Source organism: Microbacterium sp. zg-Y818 (assembly GCF_030246905.1).
Lineage (GTDB): Bacteria > Actinomycetota > Actinomycetes > Actinomycetales > Microbacteriaceae > Microbacterium.
In genome coordinates this window covers 961,465-977,000 of sequence record NZ_CP126741.1, presented here as the reverse complement: position 1 = coordinate 977,000, position 15,536 = coordinate 961,465, and the positions used below count along the sequence as shown (strand labels likewise).

Sequence of the window (15,536 nt, the reverse complement as noted above, 5' to 3'; positions counted from 1 at the left end):
GCTTTCATGCTACCAGTCATGCGCCGCCGAGGCTGAGCAGTTCGCGTGCGTGGCTGAGTGCCGCCTCGGAATCGGCCATCCCCGACAGCAGTCGGGCCATTTCGGCCTCTCGGTCGGCGCCGGCCAACCGCCGCACGCTCGAGGCGGTCACCGACCCGTCGCTGGCCTTCACGACGGTGAGGTGGTTGCCGGCGAAGGCGGCCACCTGCGCGAGGTGGGTGACCACGACGACCTGCGACGATTCGGCGAGTCGTGCCAGGCGGCGGCCCACCTCGATCGCGGCGGCCCCGCCGATGCCGGCATCCACCTCGTCGAACACGAACGTGGGCACCGGGTCGGTGCCGGCGATGACCACCTCGAGCGCCAGCATCACGCGGCTGAGCTCGCCGCCGGAGGCACCCTTGGCGACGGGCCGCGGCTCGGCTCCCGGATGCGGGGCCAGCAGGATGGTCACGTCGTCGCGGCCGGCGGCCGACGGCGACCCCGGCGCGACCTGCACCGCCAGGCGCGCGTCGGGCAGGGCCAGGGCACGCAGCTCGTCGGTGACGGCCGCGCCGAGCCGCTCTGCGGCAGCCGTGCGCGCGGCGGTCAGGGCGTCGGCGGCGACGTCGAGCACGGATGCCGCGGCGTCGCGCTCCTCCGTGAGACGCTCGACCCGGTCGCCGTCGTCGTCGAGTTCGGCCAAGCGGGCCGATCCGGTGCGCAGCAGGTCGATCGCGGCATCCACCGAGCCGTGCACGCGAGACAGCGTCGCGAGCTCGGCGCGACGCTCCTCGACGAGGGCGAGCTCCTGCGGTCCGGTCTCGTCGAGGTCGGCGAGGTATCCCGACAGCGACTGCGCGAGATCCACGGCGCGGTACCCGATCTCGGCCGCCTGCTCGGCAAGGGCGGCAAGAGAGCCATCGCGGTCGGCGGCACGCTCCAGAGCCCGCCGGGCCTCGGCGGCCAGCGCCGCGACGTCGGGCGCGTCGTCGTCGGTCGACAATGCCGCGTGGGCGGTCGCCGCGGCCACGCGCAGGTCCTCGGCGTGCGCGAGACGCTCGGCCCGACGCGTCAGATCGTCGTCCTCCCCCGGCTGCGGGTCGACCCGTTCGATGTCGGCCAGCAGCAGGCGCAGCTCCTCGGCCTCGCGCGCTCGGGCGTCGCGGTCACCGGTGAGCGTGGTCAGCTCGGCGTCCAGCGCCCGCCAGGTGTCGTATGCCGAGCGGTAATCCGCGAGTGCTGCGGCGACCGGCGCACCGCCGAACCTGTCGAGGGCCTCGCGCTGCGCGACGGCTGAGCGCAGCCGCAGCTGATCCGACTGCCCGTGCACGACGACGAGCTGGTCGGCGAGATCGGCGAGCACACCCGCGGGCGCGGTGCGGCCGCCTACCGTCGCACGGCTGCGACCCTCGCTCGAAAGCGTGCGCGCCAGGTACAGCTCCGCGTCGCCCCCGCCGATGGGTTCGAGGTCTCCGCCCGCCTCGCGCACCCGCTCGGCGACGGGTCCGTCGTCCGGGACGATCCACGTGCCCTCCACCGATGCCTGCGGCGCCCCCGAGCGCACGGCACCCGAGTCCGCGCGCTGACCGAGCAGCAGCCCCAGGCCTGTGACGACCATCGTCTTGCCCGCGCCAGTCTCTCCGGTGATCGCGGTGAACCCCGGGCCCATCGGCAGGGTCGCCTGGGCGATGACACCGAGGTCGCGCAGGCGGATCTCCTCGATCATCGCGAAACCTCGCAGAACACAGCGATGCTCACGGGGCCTCCGCCTCGACCGGTCCGACGGGTCCCCGCCAGCCGGTCACGGGCAGCTGGAACTTGCGCACGAGCCGGTCGGTGAAGGCAGCGGGATGCAGCCGCGCCAAGCGCACCGGGTCGGCGGAGCGGCGCACGACCACGCGGGCGCCCGGCGGCAGATCGTGCGAGCGCCGCCCGTCGCACCACAGCACGCCGAGGCCGTTGTTGCGCTCGAGCACCTCGATCGCCACCGCCGCCTCGGGGCTCACCACCAGCGGGCGCGCGAAGAGAGCGTGAGCCGACAGCGGGACGACCGTGATCGCCTCGACGGTGGGCCACACCACTGGTCCGCCGCCCGAGAAGTTGTACGCCGTCGACCCGGTGGGTGTCGACACGACGACGCCGTCGCACCCGAATGACGACAGCGGGCGGCCGTCGATCTCCATGACGACCTCGAGCATCCGCTCCCGGCTGGCCTTCTCGACGGTGGCCTCGTTCAGCGCCCACGTCTCGTAGATCACCGTGTTGGTGGCATCCTTGATACGCACCGACAGGGCCATGCGTTCCTCGACGACGTAATCGCGCGCAATGACGCGGCGCACCGCGTCATCCATGTCGTCCCGTTCGATCTCGGCCAGAAAGCCGACATGCCCCATGTTGACGCCGAGCACCGGGGCGGTGCCGTCACGGACGAGTTCGGCGGCCCGCAGGATCGTCCCGTCGCCGCCGAGCACGATGGCCAGCTCGATGTCGTCGACGGCGACATCGGTGCCGAGGGTGGCGACGCCCGAGAGATCGATACCCGTGAGATCGGCGCGATCCTCGGCGGTGACGACGGGGTGGGCGCCGGCGGACTGGAGGGCCTGGAAGACGCGCTGGGCAGCGTCGGCGTTGTCGCCCCGGTGGGCGTTGACGACGACGAGGATGTGTCGCTGAGGCTGCGTCATTCGATCTCCGCCAGTCGGTTCACGGTGCGCAACCATTCTGTCGGATTGCCGTCCACGCCCGGACGCAGATGCACCAGATACTCCGCGTTGCCGTGCGTGCCGGCGATCGGCGACGAGATGAGCCCGCAGGTGCCCAGGCCCGCGTCCCATGCCGACCACAGCACGCCGGCGACGGCGTCGGCGCGCAGGCCGGCGTTCTTGACGAGCCCCTCACGCACGCCCGTTCGCCCCACCTCGAACTGCGGCTTGATCAGCAGGACGACGTCGGCGTCCGGGGCGCAGACGGCCACCACGGCCGGCAGCACGTGCGCAAGCGAGATGAACGACAGGTCGCCGGTGACCACCGACGGCGCCACGTCGACGCCCGAGGCCGCGGCGAGGCTCTCCGGAGTCATGTGCCGCACGTTGAACCCTTCGACGGCCCGCACCTCGGGGTCGGCGGCGACGGATGCCGCCAGCTGACCGTGGCCCACGTCGACGGCGAGCACGGGATGGGCGCCTCGTTCACGCAGCACCTGCGTGAATCCTCCGGTGGACGCCCCCATGTCCAGCGCCGTCCGGTCCTGCACGTCCACGGCGAAGGCGTCGAGTGCGGCGATCAGCTTGTGCGCCGCTCGGCTGACGTAGTGATCGGATGCCGCGACGGTGATCGCGGCATCCTCCCCCACACGTGCGGACGCTTTCACGAGCGGTTGCCCGTCGACGCTCACGAGGCCGGCGGCGATCAGCTGCGCGGCGTGCGTGCGCGAGCGCGCAAGCCCGCGCGCAGCGACGGCCGCATCGAGACGCTCCGTCATGCTGAGGGGTCTGCCGGGCCGGACTGCAGCCGACGGGCCAGTTCGTCGTGCAGCGCCGCGTACCCCTGGGCCCGCTCGCCGAGGGGCTGGCCCTCGATCACCTCGAGCGCCGACAGCAGATCTTCGCGCGGCTGCGCGGGTTCGGCTGCGGACGGCTCGGGCGCGGCATCCATCGACATGCCCCCAGGATAGGCGCTGGTCCGCCGGATCAGGGCCGGTGGAACGGGTCGGCGTACAGCCGCTCCGGCACGCGGAACCCGAAGATACCACGTCCTGTCGCCCAGATCGCCGCCGCGCCCGCGCGCACGAGATCGATGGGGCGCGAGCCCTCGGAAAGGATGTGGACGTCGGGTCCGTCGATGCGGACCGCCGCATCGCGCACGGTCGTGACGTCGCCCTTGATCTTCACCTCGGGGTACGGCTCATGCAGCTCGCGCAGGTCGCCCAGGATGTACGTCGGCCGCGAATGCGGCGGCGCAGCCAGCACGTGCTTGGGCCGGTCCACCCCGGTGAGGACGAGCACCGACGGGATGCCGGCGGCCTGAGCCCCCGCGATGTCGGTGTCGAGGCGGTCACCGAGGAACAGTGGGTTCGATGCGCCGAAGCGGGCCACGGCTTCGTCGAAGATCGGGCGTTCCGGCTTGCCCGCCACGACGGCGAGCCGGCCGACCGCGGTATGCACGGCTGACACCAGGGTGCCGTTGCCCGGAGCGAGGCCCCGCGCCTGAGGGATCGTCCAGTCGGTGTTGGTGGCAATCCACGGGATGCCGCCCTCGTCCTCAGGCAGTGCGAGCGCGTACGCCGCTTCGGCCAGGTGCTGCCAGCCGACGTCGGGCGCGAAGCCCTGCACGACCGCGGCCGGCGAGTCGTCGGCGCTGCGCGTGACTGCGTAGCCCGCCTTCTCCACCTCGACCGTCAGTCCGTCACCACCGACGACGAGGATGCGCGCGCCGGGCGCCACGCGCTCCCGCAGCAGCCGCATGGCCGCCTGCGGACTGGTTACGACGTCCTCGGGTCTGGTCGAAGACAGGCCGAGTTCACGCAGGTGGCTTGCCACCGTGGCGTCGGTGCGCGAGGCGTTGTTGGTGATGTAGCCGAGCCGGCGGGTCTGACCCGCGCGCACCAGGCTCTCCACCGCGTGCGGAAGCGGGCCGGGTCCGGCATAGACGACCCCGTCGAGGTCGGCCAGAACGACGTCGACTCCGTCAAGCGGCGTCGGCGTGGCGTTGCGCGAGAACAGCGCCATCACTTCTCCGGGGCGTCGTCCGACAGCCCGGCGTCGTCGAACAGCGTCTCGCTCTTCGGGTCGATGGCCTCATCGGCCACCGCAACCGTCTCTGGCTCCGCGGCCGTTTCGGGCTCCGCGGCCGTTTCGGGCTCCGCGGCCGACGTGGCCCCCGACTCGGCTTCAGAGGCGTCGGCGCCATGAGCTTCGGCGTTCTCAGCGCCAGCCTCAGCGACAACCGCCTCCGCCTCTTCGGCGTCGGCCTCGTCACCCTCAGCATCGTCGGGCTCGAGCGCGAGCTCCTCGACCTCGTCGACGATCTGGAACTCCTCGTCCGCCGACGAACCGAGAGCAGCGTCGATCACCTCGGCGGCGACGATCGCGCGGCGCTGCCACTCGGCGGACTCGGCATCGCGTCCGAGCTCTGCCAAAACGGTCGCGCGGGCGGCGAAGAGCGCCGGGCTCCACTCGAAGGCACGGTCCGGATCCAGCTCGGGAATGTCCAGCTCCGCCAGTGCACGCTGCGGCTGCCCGAGGTCCAACTGTGCGCCGGACATCGCGATCGCGAGCTCGACCCGCGCCGGGGTGGCAAGCGCCGCGCGGTCAACCGAGCGACCGAGCTCGAGAGCGCGGTCGGGCCGTCCCACGCCGCGCTCGCTGTCGACCATGAGCGCGATCTGATCGTCGCGTCCCGAGATGCGGCGGTATGTCCGCAGTTCGCGCAGCGCCAGGGCGAAGTCCCCGATCGCATATGCCGTGATGGCGGCGGTCTCCCGCGCGACGGCGATGCGGCCGGCCCGGCGAATCGCGGCGAGGGCGTGCTCGTGTGCCAGCTGCGGGTCCTCCTCGATGAGCATCGCTGCCATCGCGAGGTGGCGACCGACCTGCTCGGCGTTCTCCTTGCTCAGGGTCTTCAGCTCATTGCGTGCCGAAGGGTGCAGATCTGCTGCAGTGACGTCGTCGGGGATGTGCGGTCCCGACTCACGCTCTTCCTGCGGGGGACGCGAGACTCGGCGATCGTCACGGGCATCGAACGGGCGCCCGCCTCCATCACGCTTCGCATAGGGCTTGCGGTCGCCGTCACGCGGCGGGTACGACTTACGCTCACCGTCACGAGGCGGGTACGACTTTCGCTCACCATCACGCGGCGGGTACGACTTCCGCTCACCATCACGAGGGGCGTACGGACGACGCTCACCGTCACGGGGCGGGTACGACTTCCGCTCACCATCACGAGGGGCGTACGGACGACGCTCACCGTCACGGGGCGGGTACGACTTCCGCTCACCATCACGAGGGGCGTACGGACGACGCTCACCATCACGCGGCGGGTACGACTTCCGCTCACCATCACGAGGGGCGTACGGACGACGCTCACCATCACGCGGCGGATAAGACTTACGCTCACCGTCACGGGGCGGATAAGACTTACGCTCACCGTCACGAGGCGCGTACGGACGACGCTCACCATCACGAGGCGGATAAGACTTCCGCTCACCATCGCGCGGCGGGTACGACTTCCGCTCACCATCACGAGGCGGATAAGACTTACGCTCACCATCGCGCGGCGGGTATGACTTCCGCTCACCATCGCGCGGCGGGTATGACTTCCGCTCACCATCGCGCGGCGGGTACGACTTCCGCTCACCATCGCGGGCAGCCGGCCGGTGATCACCGTCGCGCTTCTGGTACGGCTTGCGGTCGCCGTCACGCTTCACGAAGGGCTTGCGCTCCCCCGAGTTTCGCCGGTCGTCGGACACGTGCTTGGGGCGCCGGCGTTCTTCGCCATCCGGTCGCTTGTCGTCCGTCATCTCGGCTCCTTCCCTATTGCTTTGTTAACGCGAAATGGCCACCCAACTTTGGGTGGCCATTTCACGGAAGAAGTCCGGCGGTGTCCTACTCTCCCACAGGGTCCCCCCTGCAGTACCATCGGCGCTGAGAGGCTTAGCTTCCGGGTTCGGTATGGGACCGGGCGTTTCCCTCTCGCTATGGCCGCCGAAACACTATTGATGTTTCAGTCTGCACACAACAAAAGATTGTTGTCATGCGGTTCTCGACCGTACATCGAGAACCACTCAGTGGACGCGTAGCACCTCAAACGGGTGTGTTATCAAGTCATCGGCTTATTAGTACCAGTCAGCTGCATGCATTGCTGCACTTCCACATCTGGCCTATCAACCCAGTAGTCTAGCTGGGAGCCTCTCGCCCGAAGGCATGGAAGTCTCATCTTGAGGCCGGCTTCCCGCTTAGATGCTTTCAGCGGTTATCCATCCCGAACGTAGCTAACCAGCGGTGCTCCTGGCGGAACAACTGGCACACCAGAGGTTCGTCCAACCCGGTCCTCTCGTACTAGGGTCAGATCCTCTCAAACTTCCTACGCGCGCAGCGGATAGGGACCGAACTGTCTCACGACGTTCTAAACCCAGCTCGCGTACCGCTTTAATGGGCGAACAGCCCAACCCTTGGGACCTACTCCAGCCCCAGGATGCGACGAGCCGACATCGAGGTGCCAAACCATGCCGTCGATATGGACTCTTGGGCAAGATCAGCCTGTTATCCCCGAGGTACCTTTTATCCGTTGAGCGACAGCGCTTCCACAAGCCACTGCCGGATCACTAGTCCCGACTTTCGTCCCTGCTCGACCTGTCAGTCTCACAGTCAAGCTCCCTTGTGCACTTACACTCGCCACCTGATTGCCAACCAGGTTGAGGGAACCTTTGGGCGCCTCCGTTACTTTTTGGGAGGCAACCGCCCCAGTTAAACTACCCACCAGGCACTGTCCCTGAACCGGATTACGGTTCGAAGTTAGATATCCAGAGTGACCAGAGTGGTATTTCAACAATGACTCCACACGAACTGGCGTCCATGCTTCAAAGTCTCCCACCTATCCTACACAAGCCACACCGAACACCAATACCAAGCTGTAGTAAAGGTCACGGGGTCTTTCCGTCCTGCTGCGCGTAACGAGCATCTTTACTCGTAGTGCAATTTCGCCGAGTTCGCGGTTGAGACAGTTGGGAAGTCGTTACGCCATTCGTGCAGGTCGGAACTTACCCGACAAGGAATTTCGCTACCTTAGGATGGTTATAGTTACCACCGCCGTTTACTGGGGCTTAAATTCTCAGCTTCGCCTTGCGGCTAACCGGTCCTCTTAACCTTCCAGCACCGGGCAGGCGTCAGTCCGTATACATCGTCTTGCGACTTGGCACGGACCTGTGTTTTTAGTAAACAGTCGCTACCCACTAGTCTCTGCGGCCTCCAAACGCTTTCGGAGCAAGTCCTAATACGTCGAAGGCCCCCCTTCTCCCGAAGTTACGGGGGCATTTTGCCGAGTTCCTTAACCACGATTCTCTCGATCTCCTTGGTATTCTCTACCTGACCACCTGAGTCGGTTTGGGGTACGGGCGGCTAGAACCTCGCGTCGATGCTTTTCTTGGCAGCATAGGATCACCCACTTTTTATCCGCATCGTGTCTCAGCCTTAATGAGTGACGGATTTGCCTATCACTCGGCCTACGCACTTGCCCCGGGACAACCATCGCCCGGGTTGGGCTACCTTCCTGCGTCACACCTGTTAATACGCTAACCGCACCAGCATGGGGTCGTGCGCTAGCTCCAACGTTCTCACCCCGAAGGGATCGAATCAGAGGAATTCGGGCACTTAGCACCACTGGATTAGCTTGGGCGGTTCTTCGCCGGTACGGGAATATCAACCCGTTGTCCATCGACTACGCCTGTCGGCCTCGCCTTAGGTCCCGACTTACCCAGGGAAGATTAGCTTGACCCTGGAACCCTTGGTCTTTCGGAGGACGTGTTTCTCACACGTCTTTCGCTACTCATGCCTGCATTCTCACTCGTGTAGCCTCCACGGCTGGTTCACACCGCCGCTTCGCTGGCCACACGACGCTCTCCTACCCATCAATACGGCTGGACCACGAAGGCCTACCAATAATATCAATGCCACAACTTCGGTGGCGTGCTTGAGCCCCGTTACATTGTCGGCGCGGAATCACTTGACCAGTGAGCTATTACGCACTCTTTCAAGGGTGGCTGCTTCTAAGCCAACCTCCTGGTTGTCTAAGCAACTCCACATCCTTTCCCACTTAGCACGCGCTTTGGGACCTTAGATGGTGGTCTGGGTTGTTTCCCTCTCGACTATGAAGCTTATCCCCCACAGTCTCACTGCTGCGCTCTCACTTACCGGCATTCGGAGTTTGGCTGACGTCAGTAACCTTTTAGGGCCCATCGGCCATCCAGTAGCTCTACCTCCGGCAAGAAACACGCAACGCTGCACCTAAATGCATTTCGGAGAGAACCAGCTATCACGAAGTTTGATTGGCCTTTCACCCCTATCCACAGCTCATCCCCTCAGTTTTCAACCTAAGTGGGTTCGGTCCTCCACGACGTCTTACCGTCGCTTCAACCTGGCCATGGATAGATCACTTCGCTTCGGGTCTAGGACATGCGACTGAATCGCCCTATTCAGACTCGCTTTCGCTACGGCTACCCCTCACGGGTTAACCTCGCCACATATCGCTAACTCGCAGGCTCATTCTTCAAAAGGCACGCTGTCACCCCTACTAAGGAGGCTCCAACGGTTTGTAAGCAAACGGTTTCAGGTACTATTTCACTCCCCTCCCGGGGTACTTTTCACCTTTCCCTCACGGTACTTGTCCGCTATCGGTCATCTGGGAGTATTTAGGCTTATCAGGTGGTCCTGACAGATTCACACGGGATTTCTCGGGCCCCGTGCTACTTGGGATACTCTTCGCGTCAAGAGAGGCATTTCGACTACGGGGTTCGCACCCTCTATGACCAGGCTTTCAATCCTGTTCGTCTATACCTTCTTGTAACGCCGACAATTCGGCAGAACTGTCTGAAAAGTCCCACAACCCCGAATACGCAACTCCTGCCGGATATCACACGTACTCGGTTTAGCCTGTTCCGGTTTCGCTCGCCACTACTAACGGAATCGCGGTTGCTTTCTCTTCCTGTGGGTACTGAGATGTTTCACTTCCCCACGTTCCCTCTACCCGCCCTATATATTCAGGCGGGAGTCACTGGGTCGGCACGCCGCCCAGCGGGGTTTCCCCATTCGGAAATCCTCGGATCAAAGTGTGCTTATCCACTCCCCGAGGCTTATCGCAGATTGCTACGTCCTTCTTCGGCTCCAGATGCCAAGGCATTCACCGTTTGCTCTTAAAGACTTGAAAATCACATGAGTTTGAATCAAAACTCGCAACCCAGGCTGCAAGAGCCTGGATCAGAAATTGACTAATGATCTTTAAGATCATCGATCGAAACAATCCCGAAGGATCATCTCGAAGATGCTCGCGTCCACTGTGTAGTTCTCAAAGTACGGGCGGTACCCACCCCCGCCTGCCGGCAAGCCGACAAACAAAAGCAGGTCCAGAGTTACCGTCAGGCACCCAACCAGTAAAGGTCAGTGCGCATCCGGTCCCTCAGGACCCAACAGCGTGCATGTGCCGGCAGCAACCACCAGACCGTTCCAGCCGCAAGCGGCGTACTAAATCCGAAGGCAACCCTCCGACACCAAGTCAAATGTTCCACCCATGAGCTACCGGCGAGAACGTATGTCTCGATCCGGCGCCTGGACACCCCAAAGGGTGCCAGATGCTCCTTAGAAAGGAGGTGATCCAGCCGCACCTTCCGGTACGGCTACCTTGTTACGACTTAGTCCTAATTACCGATCCCACCTTCGACGGCTCCCTCCACAAGGGTTGGGCCACCGGCTTCAGGTGTTACCGACTTTCATGACTTGACGGGCGGTGTGTACAAGACCCGGGAACGTATTCACCGCAGCGTTGCTGATCTGCGATTACTAGCGACTCCGACTTCATGAGGTCGAGTTGCAGACCTCAATCCGAACTGGGACCGGCTTTTTGGGATTCGCTCCACCTTACGGTATTGCAGCCCTTTGTACCGGCCATTGTAGCATGCGTGAAGCCCAAGACATAAGGGGCATGATGATTTGACGTCATCCCCACCTTCCTCCGAGTTGACCCCGGCAGTATCCCATGAGTTCCCACCATTACGTGCTGGCAACATAGAACGAGGGTTGCGCTCGTTGCGGGACTTAACCCAACATCTCACGACACGAGCTGACGACAACCATGCACCACCTGTTTACGAGTGTCCAAAGAGTTGACCATTTCTGGCCCGTTCTCGTATATGTCAAGCCTTGGTAAGGTTCTTCGCGTTGCATCGAATTAATCCGCATGCTCCGCCGCTTGTGCGGGTCCCCGTCAATTCCTTTGAGTTTTAGCCTTGCGGCCGTACTCCCCAGGCGGGGAACTTAATGCGTTAGCTGCGTCACGGAATCCGTGGAATGGACCCCACAACTAGTTCCCAACGTTTACGGGGTGGACTACCAGGGTATCTAAGCCTGTTTGCTCCCCACCCTTTCGCTCCTCAGCGTCAGTTACGGCCCAGAGATCTGCCTTCGCCATCGGTGTTCCTCCTGATATCTGCGCATTCCACCGCTACACCAGGAATTCCAATCTCCCCTACCGCACTCTAGTCTGCCCGTACCCACTGCAGGCCCGAGGTTGAGCCTCGGGATTTCACAGCAGACGCGACAAACCGCCTACGAGCTCTTTACGCCCAATAATTCCGGATAACGCTTGCGCCCTACGTATTACCGCGGCTGCTGGCACGTAGTTAGCCGGCGCTTTTTCTGCAGGTACCGTCACTTTCGCTTCTTCCCTGCTAAAAGAGGTTTACAACCCGAAGGCCGTCGTCCCTCACGCGGCGTTGCTGCATCAGGCTTTCGCCCATTGTGCAATATTCCCCACTGCTGCCTCCCGTAGGAGTCTGGGCCGTGTCTCAGTCCCAGTGTGGCCGGTCACCCTCTCAGGCCGGCTACCCGTCGACGCCTTGGTGAGCCATTACCTCACCAACAAGCTGATAGGCCGCGAGCCCATCCCAGACCGAAAAATCTTTCCAGCTGCTGACCATGCGGTCGCAGCTCATATCCAGTATTAGACGCCGTTTCCAGCGCTTATCCCAGAGTCCGGGGCAGGTTGCTCACGTGTTACTCACCCGTTCGCCACTGATCCCCAAGAGCAAGCTCCTGGTTCACCGTTCGACTTGCATGTGTTAAGCACGCCGCCAGCGTTCATCCTGAGCCAGGATCAAACTCTCCGTAAAAGAAATGTGCCGACACAACCGGAATAAGGTCGTGTACAGCGAGTTTGAACTGACCAAATGGATGTCATTACTGACTTATCCGTTGCCGACCCCCCAAAGGGAATCGGACTTTGATCCAAAGGAATCTCACCCGGTAAAAACCGGGACGAGGTTATTTGGCATTTGACAAGTGCACGCTGTTGAGTTCTCAAGGATCGGATGCTCCTGCTGGCCGGCCTCTCGGCCTGCCCTGCAGGGCAACTTCTCTATCTTACCCATCTCCTCGCGCTTGTCAAATCGACCAGCGGGTGAGGTGGGAAGCTCCATCCGTGTCAGAAGACACTCGATCCGAAGATCGAAGAGGATGGGGTGTTGCCACTTGAGGGGTGCGGGGCTCTCGGCCTCTCCGCTGTCCCTGTGGGGCCAACAGAGAAAACAATACGTCGATCCTGGGGACTCGGCAAATCTGGCGCGCATCCCGGGAGTGTCGCCCGGAATCACGCGGCCAGAAGGGTGCGCACGGCGTCGACGAGCACCGCTCCCCCGGACGCCGCGAGTGCCTGTGAGACCGCGGACTGCGTGATCCCCTCGACCTCTGCGATCGCGCGCTGCGTGTCGCCGATGCACCGGCTGTACGTGATGCGCCGACCCCGCTCGGTCATAGCCGTCACGAGCTGATCGCGCGCGACGAATCCCGAGTTCGCCAGCCGAACCGCCTCCAGCGCTGCGGCATCGTGCCCGTCGGCGGCGGCCGCCCATGTGCGAACACCGGGAAGGGAACGGCTCTGCTTCGCGTGCACGGTGTCGATCGCTGCGCGGGCTGCCCACCAGGCGGGCCCCTCCGAGATGGTGCCGACGGTCACCGACGGCACGTCGTCAAGCGAACCCACGCCCATGCCGAAACGGCACTCGACGCCATCGGGGAGAGCGAGGCGAAGCAGGAGCACTCCAGCGGACGCCGCGGCAAGAGTCGGGTAGACGCCCTGAAGCTCATCCCCGACCGTGGGTCTCAGGGGCCGCTCCGCGAGTGCGAAGTCCGACTCCACCCGGGCGACGGCGGCCTCGAGGCGCTGTTGCGCGCCGCCCCGGTCGCTGAGGGTACGGGACCCGACGATGTCGGCGGTGACTGCCACACTCATGCAATAAGAGTACAGCTTATGTTTCTCGGATATAAGGGCTTGCCTTATGTGTTAGATCCCGAGGGCGTGGGCGACGCTCTGGGCCCGGGCGACCAGCTCGGCGCGCTGCTCGTCGACGCGCACCGGAGCCGTGCCGCCGACCCCGTCCCGGCTCGCCACCGAGCCCTGGATCGACAGCACCTCTCGCACCTGCGGCGTCAGCTGCGGGGAGATCTCGGCGAGGAGGTCGTCGCCGGCATCCTGCAGTTCCATCCCTCGCTGCTCGCACGCCCGCACCAACGCGCCAGAGATCTCGTGCGCGTCGCGGAAGGGCACTCCGCGCTTGACCAGCCATTCGGCGACATCCGTGGCCAGTGAGAATCCCTGCGGGGCGAGAGAGGCCATGCGCTCGGTGTCGAAGCGCAGCGTCGCGACCATGCCGGCGAACGCCGGCAGCACGACTTCGAGCGTGGTCACGGAGTCGAAGACCGGCTCTTTGTCCTCTTGCAGGTCGCGGTTGTAAGCCAGCGGAAGCGCCTTCAGAGTCGCGAGCAGGCCCGAGAGGTTGCCGATGAGCCGCCCCGCCTTGCCACGGGCAAGCTCGGCGATGTCGGGGTTCTTCTTCTGCGGCATGATGCTCGACCCCGTCGAGTACCCGTCGTCGAGTGTCACGAATCCGAACTCGCGCGTGTTCCAGATGATGATGTCCTCGGCGAAGCGCGAGAGATCCACCGCGATCATCGCCGCGATGAACGCGAACTCCGCGACGACATCACGCGCGGCGGTCCCGTCGAGAGAGTTCTCGGCCGGCCGGGCCAGCCCCAGCTCGTCGGCGACCAGCTGCGGGTCCAGCCCCAGCGTCGCTCCTGCCAACGCTCCCCCGCCGTAGGGCGAGACGCTCGCGCGCGCCGTCCAGTCGCGCAGGCGCTCGAGGTCGCGCACCAGCGGCCAGGCATGGGCCTGCAGATGGTGCGCCAAGAGGATGGGCTGGGCGTGCTGCAGGTGCGTGCGCCCTGGCATGATCGCGGTGGAATGCGCCTCTGCCTGGGCCACGATCGCATCGATGACCCGCAGGATCTCCCTGGCGATCAGCCGCGAGTGATCGAGCAGGTACATGCGCACGAGGGTGGCGATCTGGTCGTTGCGGCTGCGACCGGCGCGCAGCTTGCCCCCGAGCACCGCGCCCACCTCGGCGATGAGCGCGGCTTCCAGCGCGCCGTGCACGTCCTCGTCGTCCGGGCCGGCGACGAGGGTGCCGTCCTGCACGGCGGCGGCCAGTGCGTCCAGGCCCGCGTGCATGCGCCCTTCCTCGTCGGCGGTCAGATAGCCCGCGGCGGCGAGCGCCTTGGCGTGGGCATGGGAGCCGGCGATGTCGTACGGGGCCAGCGCCCAGTCGAAGTGAGTGGAGCGGCTCAGCGCCGCCAGTTCCGGCGAGGGGCCAGAGGCGAACCGTCCGCCCCACAGTGCGCCCGCGTTCGTGCCTTCACTTTTGCTTCCGCTCACCTGGTCAGCCTACCGGGGCCGACCGCCCGGCCGTTCCAGGGACGGCGCGGCGCGCGAGCAGCGCGAGCAGCCGCTCCAGCGGTCCCCGGCCCAGCAGCAGCGCCCACAGCGTGCACCCGGCGAGGATGCCGAGGGTGATCGGCCAGAAGGGGTGCAGCGCCCGGAACTCGGCGAGCCCCTCGGTGCTGCCGAGCGCGAGCCACGCCCACACCGCCCAGACGAGGAGCTGCGCGACGTAGGCGGTCAGCGGCATGGCGCCGGCAGCGCGCAGCGGCAGCACGACCCAGGTCAGCGGAGTGCGGCACAGCAGCAGGCACACCCCGATCGCGGCGATCGCGAACCCGCCCGAGCCGATGACCTCGAGGATGCCACTGGAGTGCGGCCGTGCCGTCCACACCGCGCCCCACACCGATACCTCCTCTTCGAACTCGCTGGCGCCGGAGACCAGCGCCAGCCCGTACCCCAGCATCGACAGGGAAGCACCCGCGACGACCAAGCGCAGCTGTGTGGTCAGATCCCGCAGATCGATGCGCGCCAAGCCCATGCCGGCGAGGAGGAACGCGATCCACACCGGGAACGGATAGTGCCACCCCACGAGCAGCGCGACCTGCTCCCCCACGGCCGTGTCCCAGAAGGGCGCCCGGTCGAGCCAGGCCTGCACGAACGGCATGACGAGGGCGACCACCGCCGCCGCGCTCAGAAGGGCGCGGGCGCCGAGCCCGGTGAACGGGATGCCGAGCAGGAACAGCAGCGCATAGGCGGGGAGGATCACGTAAACCGGCACACCCGTGGCGATGAGCAGAAGGCCGATGACGTACAGCACGCCGGCACGGACGGCCAGTCGTCCCCGAGCCGTCCGCATCGCGGAGCCGGCGAGGGGAACACTCCCCCCGGTGACCAGGCCGATCGAGACCCCCGCAAGGGTGGCGAACAGGATCGACGAACGACCGTCCGCCAGCCCCACCCACGTGGGCGTGTCCGGCGCTTGCCCGTCCAGCAGGTGCGCGGCGAGCATGCCGACGATGGCCAGCCCTCGCGCCAGATCGATCCCGGCCAGCCGGCCGGGCGCGTTCAACGTG

At 65.2% G+C, this 15,536-nt stretch carries 9 protein-coding genes and 3 rRNA genes; all 12 read right to left on the bottom strand.

Annotated features, from left to right (window positions below; translation table 11 throughout):
* Positions 1–16: 16 nt before the first annotated feature.
* The gene (gene recN / locus QNO21_RS04360) at positions 17–1,708 is read right to left on the bottom strand and encodes a DNA repair protein RecN (protein WP_257518673.1); all 1,692 of its coding nucleotides are present in this window, start codon (positions 1,706–1,708) and stop codon (positions 17–19) included.
* 28 nt (positions 1,709–1,736) lie between these two features.
* Positions 1,737–2,666 carry an NAD kinase gene (locus tag QNO21_RS04355; RefSeq protein ID WP_257518672.1) on the bottom strand — a complete coding sequence of 310 codons (930 nt, stop codon included), beginning with the start codon at positions 2,664–2,666 and terminating at the stop codon, positions 1,737–1,739.
* Positions 2,663–3,463 carry a TlyA family RNA methyltransferase gene (locus tag QNO21_RS04350; protein WP_257518671.1) on the bottom strand — a complete coding sequence of 267 codons (801 nt, stop codon included), beginning with the start codon at positions 3,461–3,463 and terminating at the stop codon, positions 2,663–2,665. The genes QNO21_RS04355 and QNO21_RS04350 overlap by 4 nt, the downstream gene beginning before the upstream one ends.
* On the bottom strand, positions 3,460–3,642 hold the full coding sequence (locus QNO21_RS04345; RefSeq protein ID WP_257518952.1) for a hypothetical protein: 183 nt from the start codon (positions 3,640–3,642) through the stop codon (positions 3,460–3,462). Before QNO21_RS04345 ends, QNO21_RS04350 begins: the two co-directional genes overlap by 4 nt.
* 29 nt (positions 3,643–3,671) lie before the next feature.
* Positions 3,672–4,709, bottom strand: a complete 1,038-nt coding sequence (locus QNO21_RS04340) for an HAD-IIA family hydrolase (protein ID WP_257518670.1) — start codon at positions 4,707–4,709, stop codon at positions 3,672–3,674.
* Positions 4,709–5,554 (bottom strand): tetratricopeptide repeat protein, encoded by an 846-nt coding sequence (locus tag QNO21_RS04335; RefSeq protein WP_257518669.1) that lies wholly within the window; start codon positions 5,552–5,554, stop codon positions 4,709–4,711. Before QNO21_RS04335 ends, QNO21_RS04340 begins: the two co-directional genes overlap by 1 nt.
* Positions 5,555–6,571: 1,017 nt before the next feature.
* Positions 6,572–6,688, bottom strand: a 5S ribosomal RNA gene (gene rrf / locus QNO21_RS04330).
* 106 nt (positions 6,689–6,794) lie between these two features.
* Positions 6,795–9,900, bottom strand: a 23S ribosomal RNA gene (locus QNO21_RS04325).
* 432 nt (positions 9,901–10,332) lie between these two features.
* Positions 10,333–11,857, bottom strand: a 16S ribosomal RNA gene (locus tag QNO21_RS04320).
* The 16S, 23S and 5S rRNA genes sit together here, the layout of an rRNA operon.
* 476 nt (positions 11,858–12,333) lie before the next feature.
* Entirely contained in the window at positions 12,334–12,975 is a 642-nt protein-coding gene (locus QNO21_RS04315; protein ID WP_257519337.1) for a SatD family protein, read from the bottom strand.
* Between the two features lie 51 nt (positions 12,976–13,026).
* On the bottom strand, positions 13,027–14,457 hold the full coding sequence (gene argH, locus QNO21_RS04310) for an argininosuccinate lyase (RefSeq protein ID WP_257519338.1): 1,431 nt from the start codon (positions 14,455–14,457) through the stop codon (positions 13,027–13,029).
* A 4-nt stretch (positions 14,458–14,461) separates the two neighbouring features.
* Positions 14,462–15,532, bottom strand: coding sequence for a heparan-alpha-glucosaminide N-acetyltransferase domain-containing protein (locus tag QNO21_RS04305; protein WP_257519339.1), 1,071 nt, complete (start codon positions 15,530–15,532; stop codon positions 14,462–14,464).
* Positions 15,533–15,536 lie beyond the last annotated feature (4 nt).

Excerpts from the sequence above, each read along its gene's own strand:
- recN (WP_257518673.1), bottom strand. The coding sequence starts at position 1,708 with ATGATCGAGGAGATCCGCCTGCGCGACCTCGGTGTCATCGCCCAGGCG.
- QNO21_RS04355 (WP_257518672.1), bottom strand. The coding sequence starts at position 2,666 with ATGACGCAGCCTCAGCGACACATCCTCGTCGTCGTCAACGCCCACCGG.
- QNO21_RS04350 (WP_257518671.1), bottom strand. The coding sequence starts at position 3,463 with ATGACGGAGCGTCTCGATGCGGCCGTCGCTGCGCGCGGGCTTGCGCGC.
- QNO21_RS04345 (WP_257518952.1), bottom strand. The coding sequence starts at position 3,642 with ATGTCGATGGATGCCGCGCCCGAGCCGTCCGCAGCCGAACCCGCGCAG.
- QNO21_RS04340 (WP_257518670.1), bottom strand. The coding sequence starts at position 4,709 with ATGGCGCTGTTCTCGCGCAACGCCACGCCGACGCCGCTTGACGGAGTC.
- QNO21_RS04335 (WP_257518669.1), bottom strand. The coding sequence starts at position 5,554 with ATGGCAGCGATGCTCATCGAGGAGGACCCGCAGCTGGCACACGAGCAC.
- QNO21_RS04315 (WP_257519337.1), bottom strand. The coding sequence starts at position 12,975 with ATGAGTGTGGCAGTCACCGCCGACATCGTCGGGTCCCGTACCCTCAGC.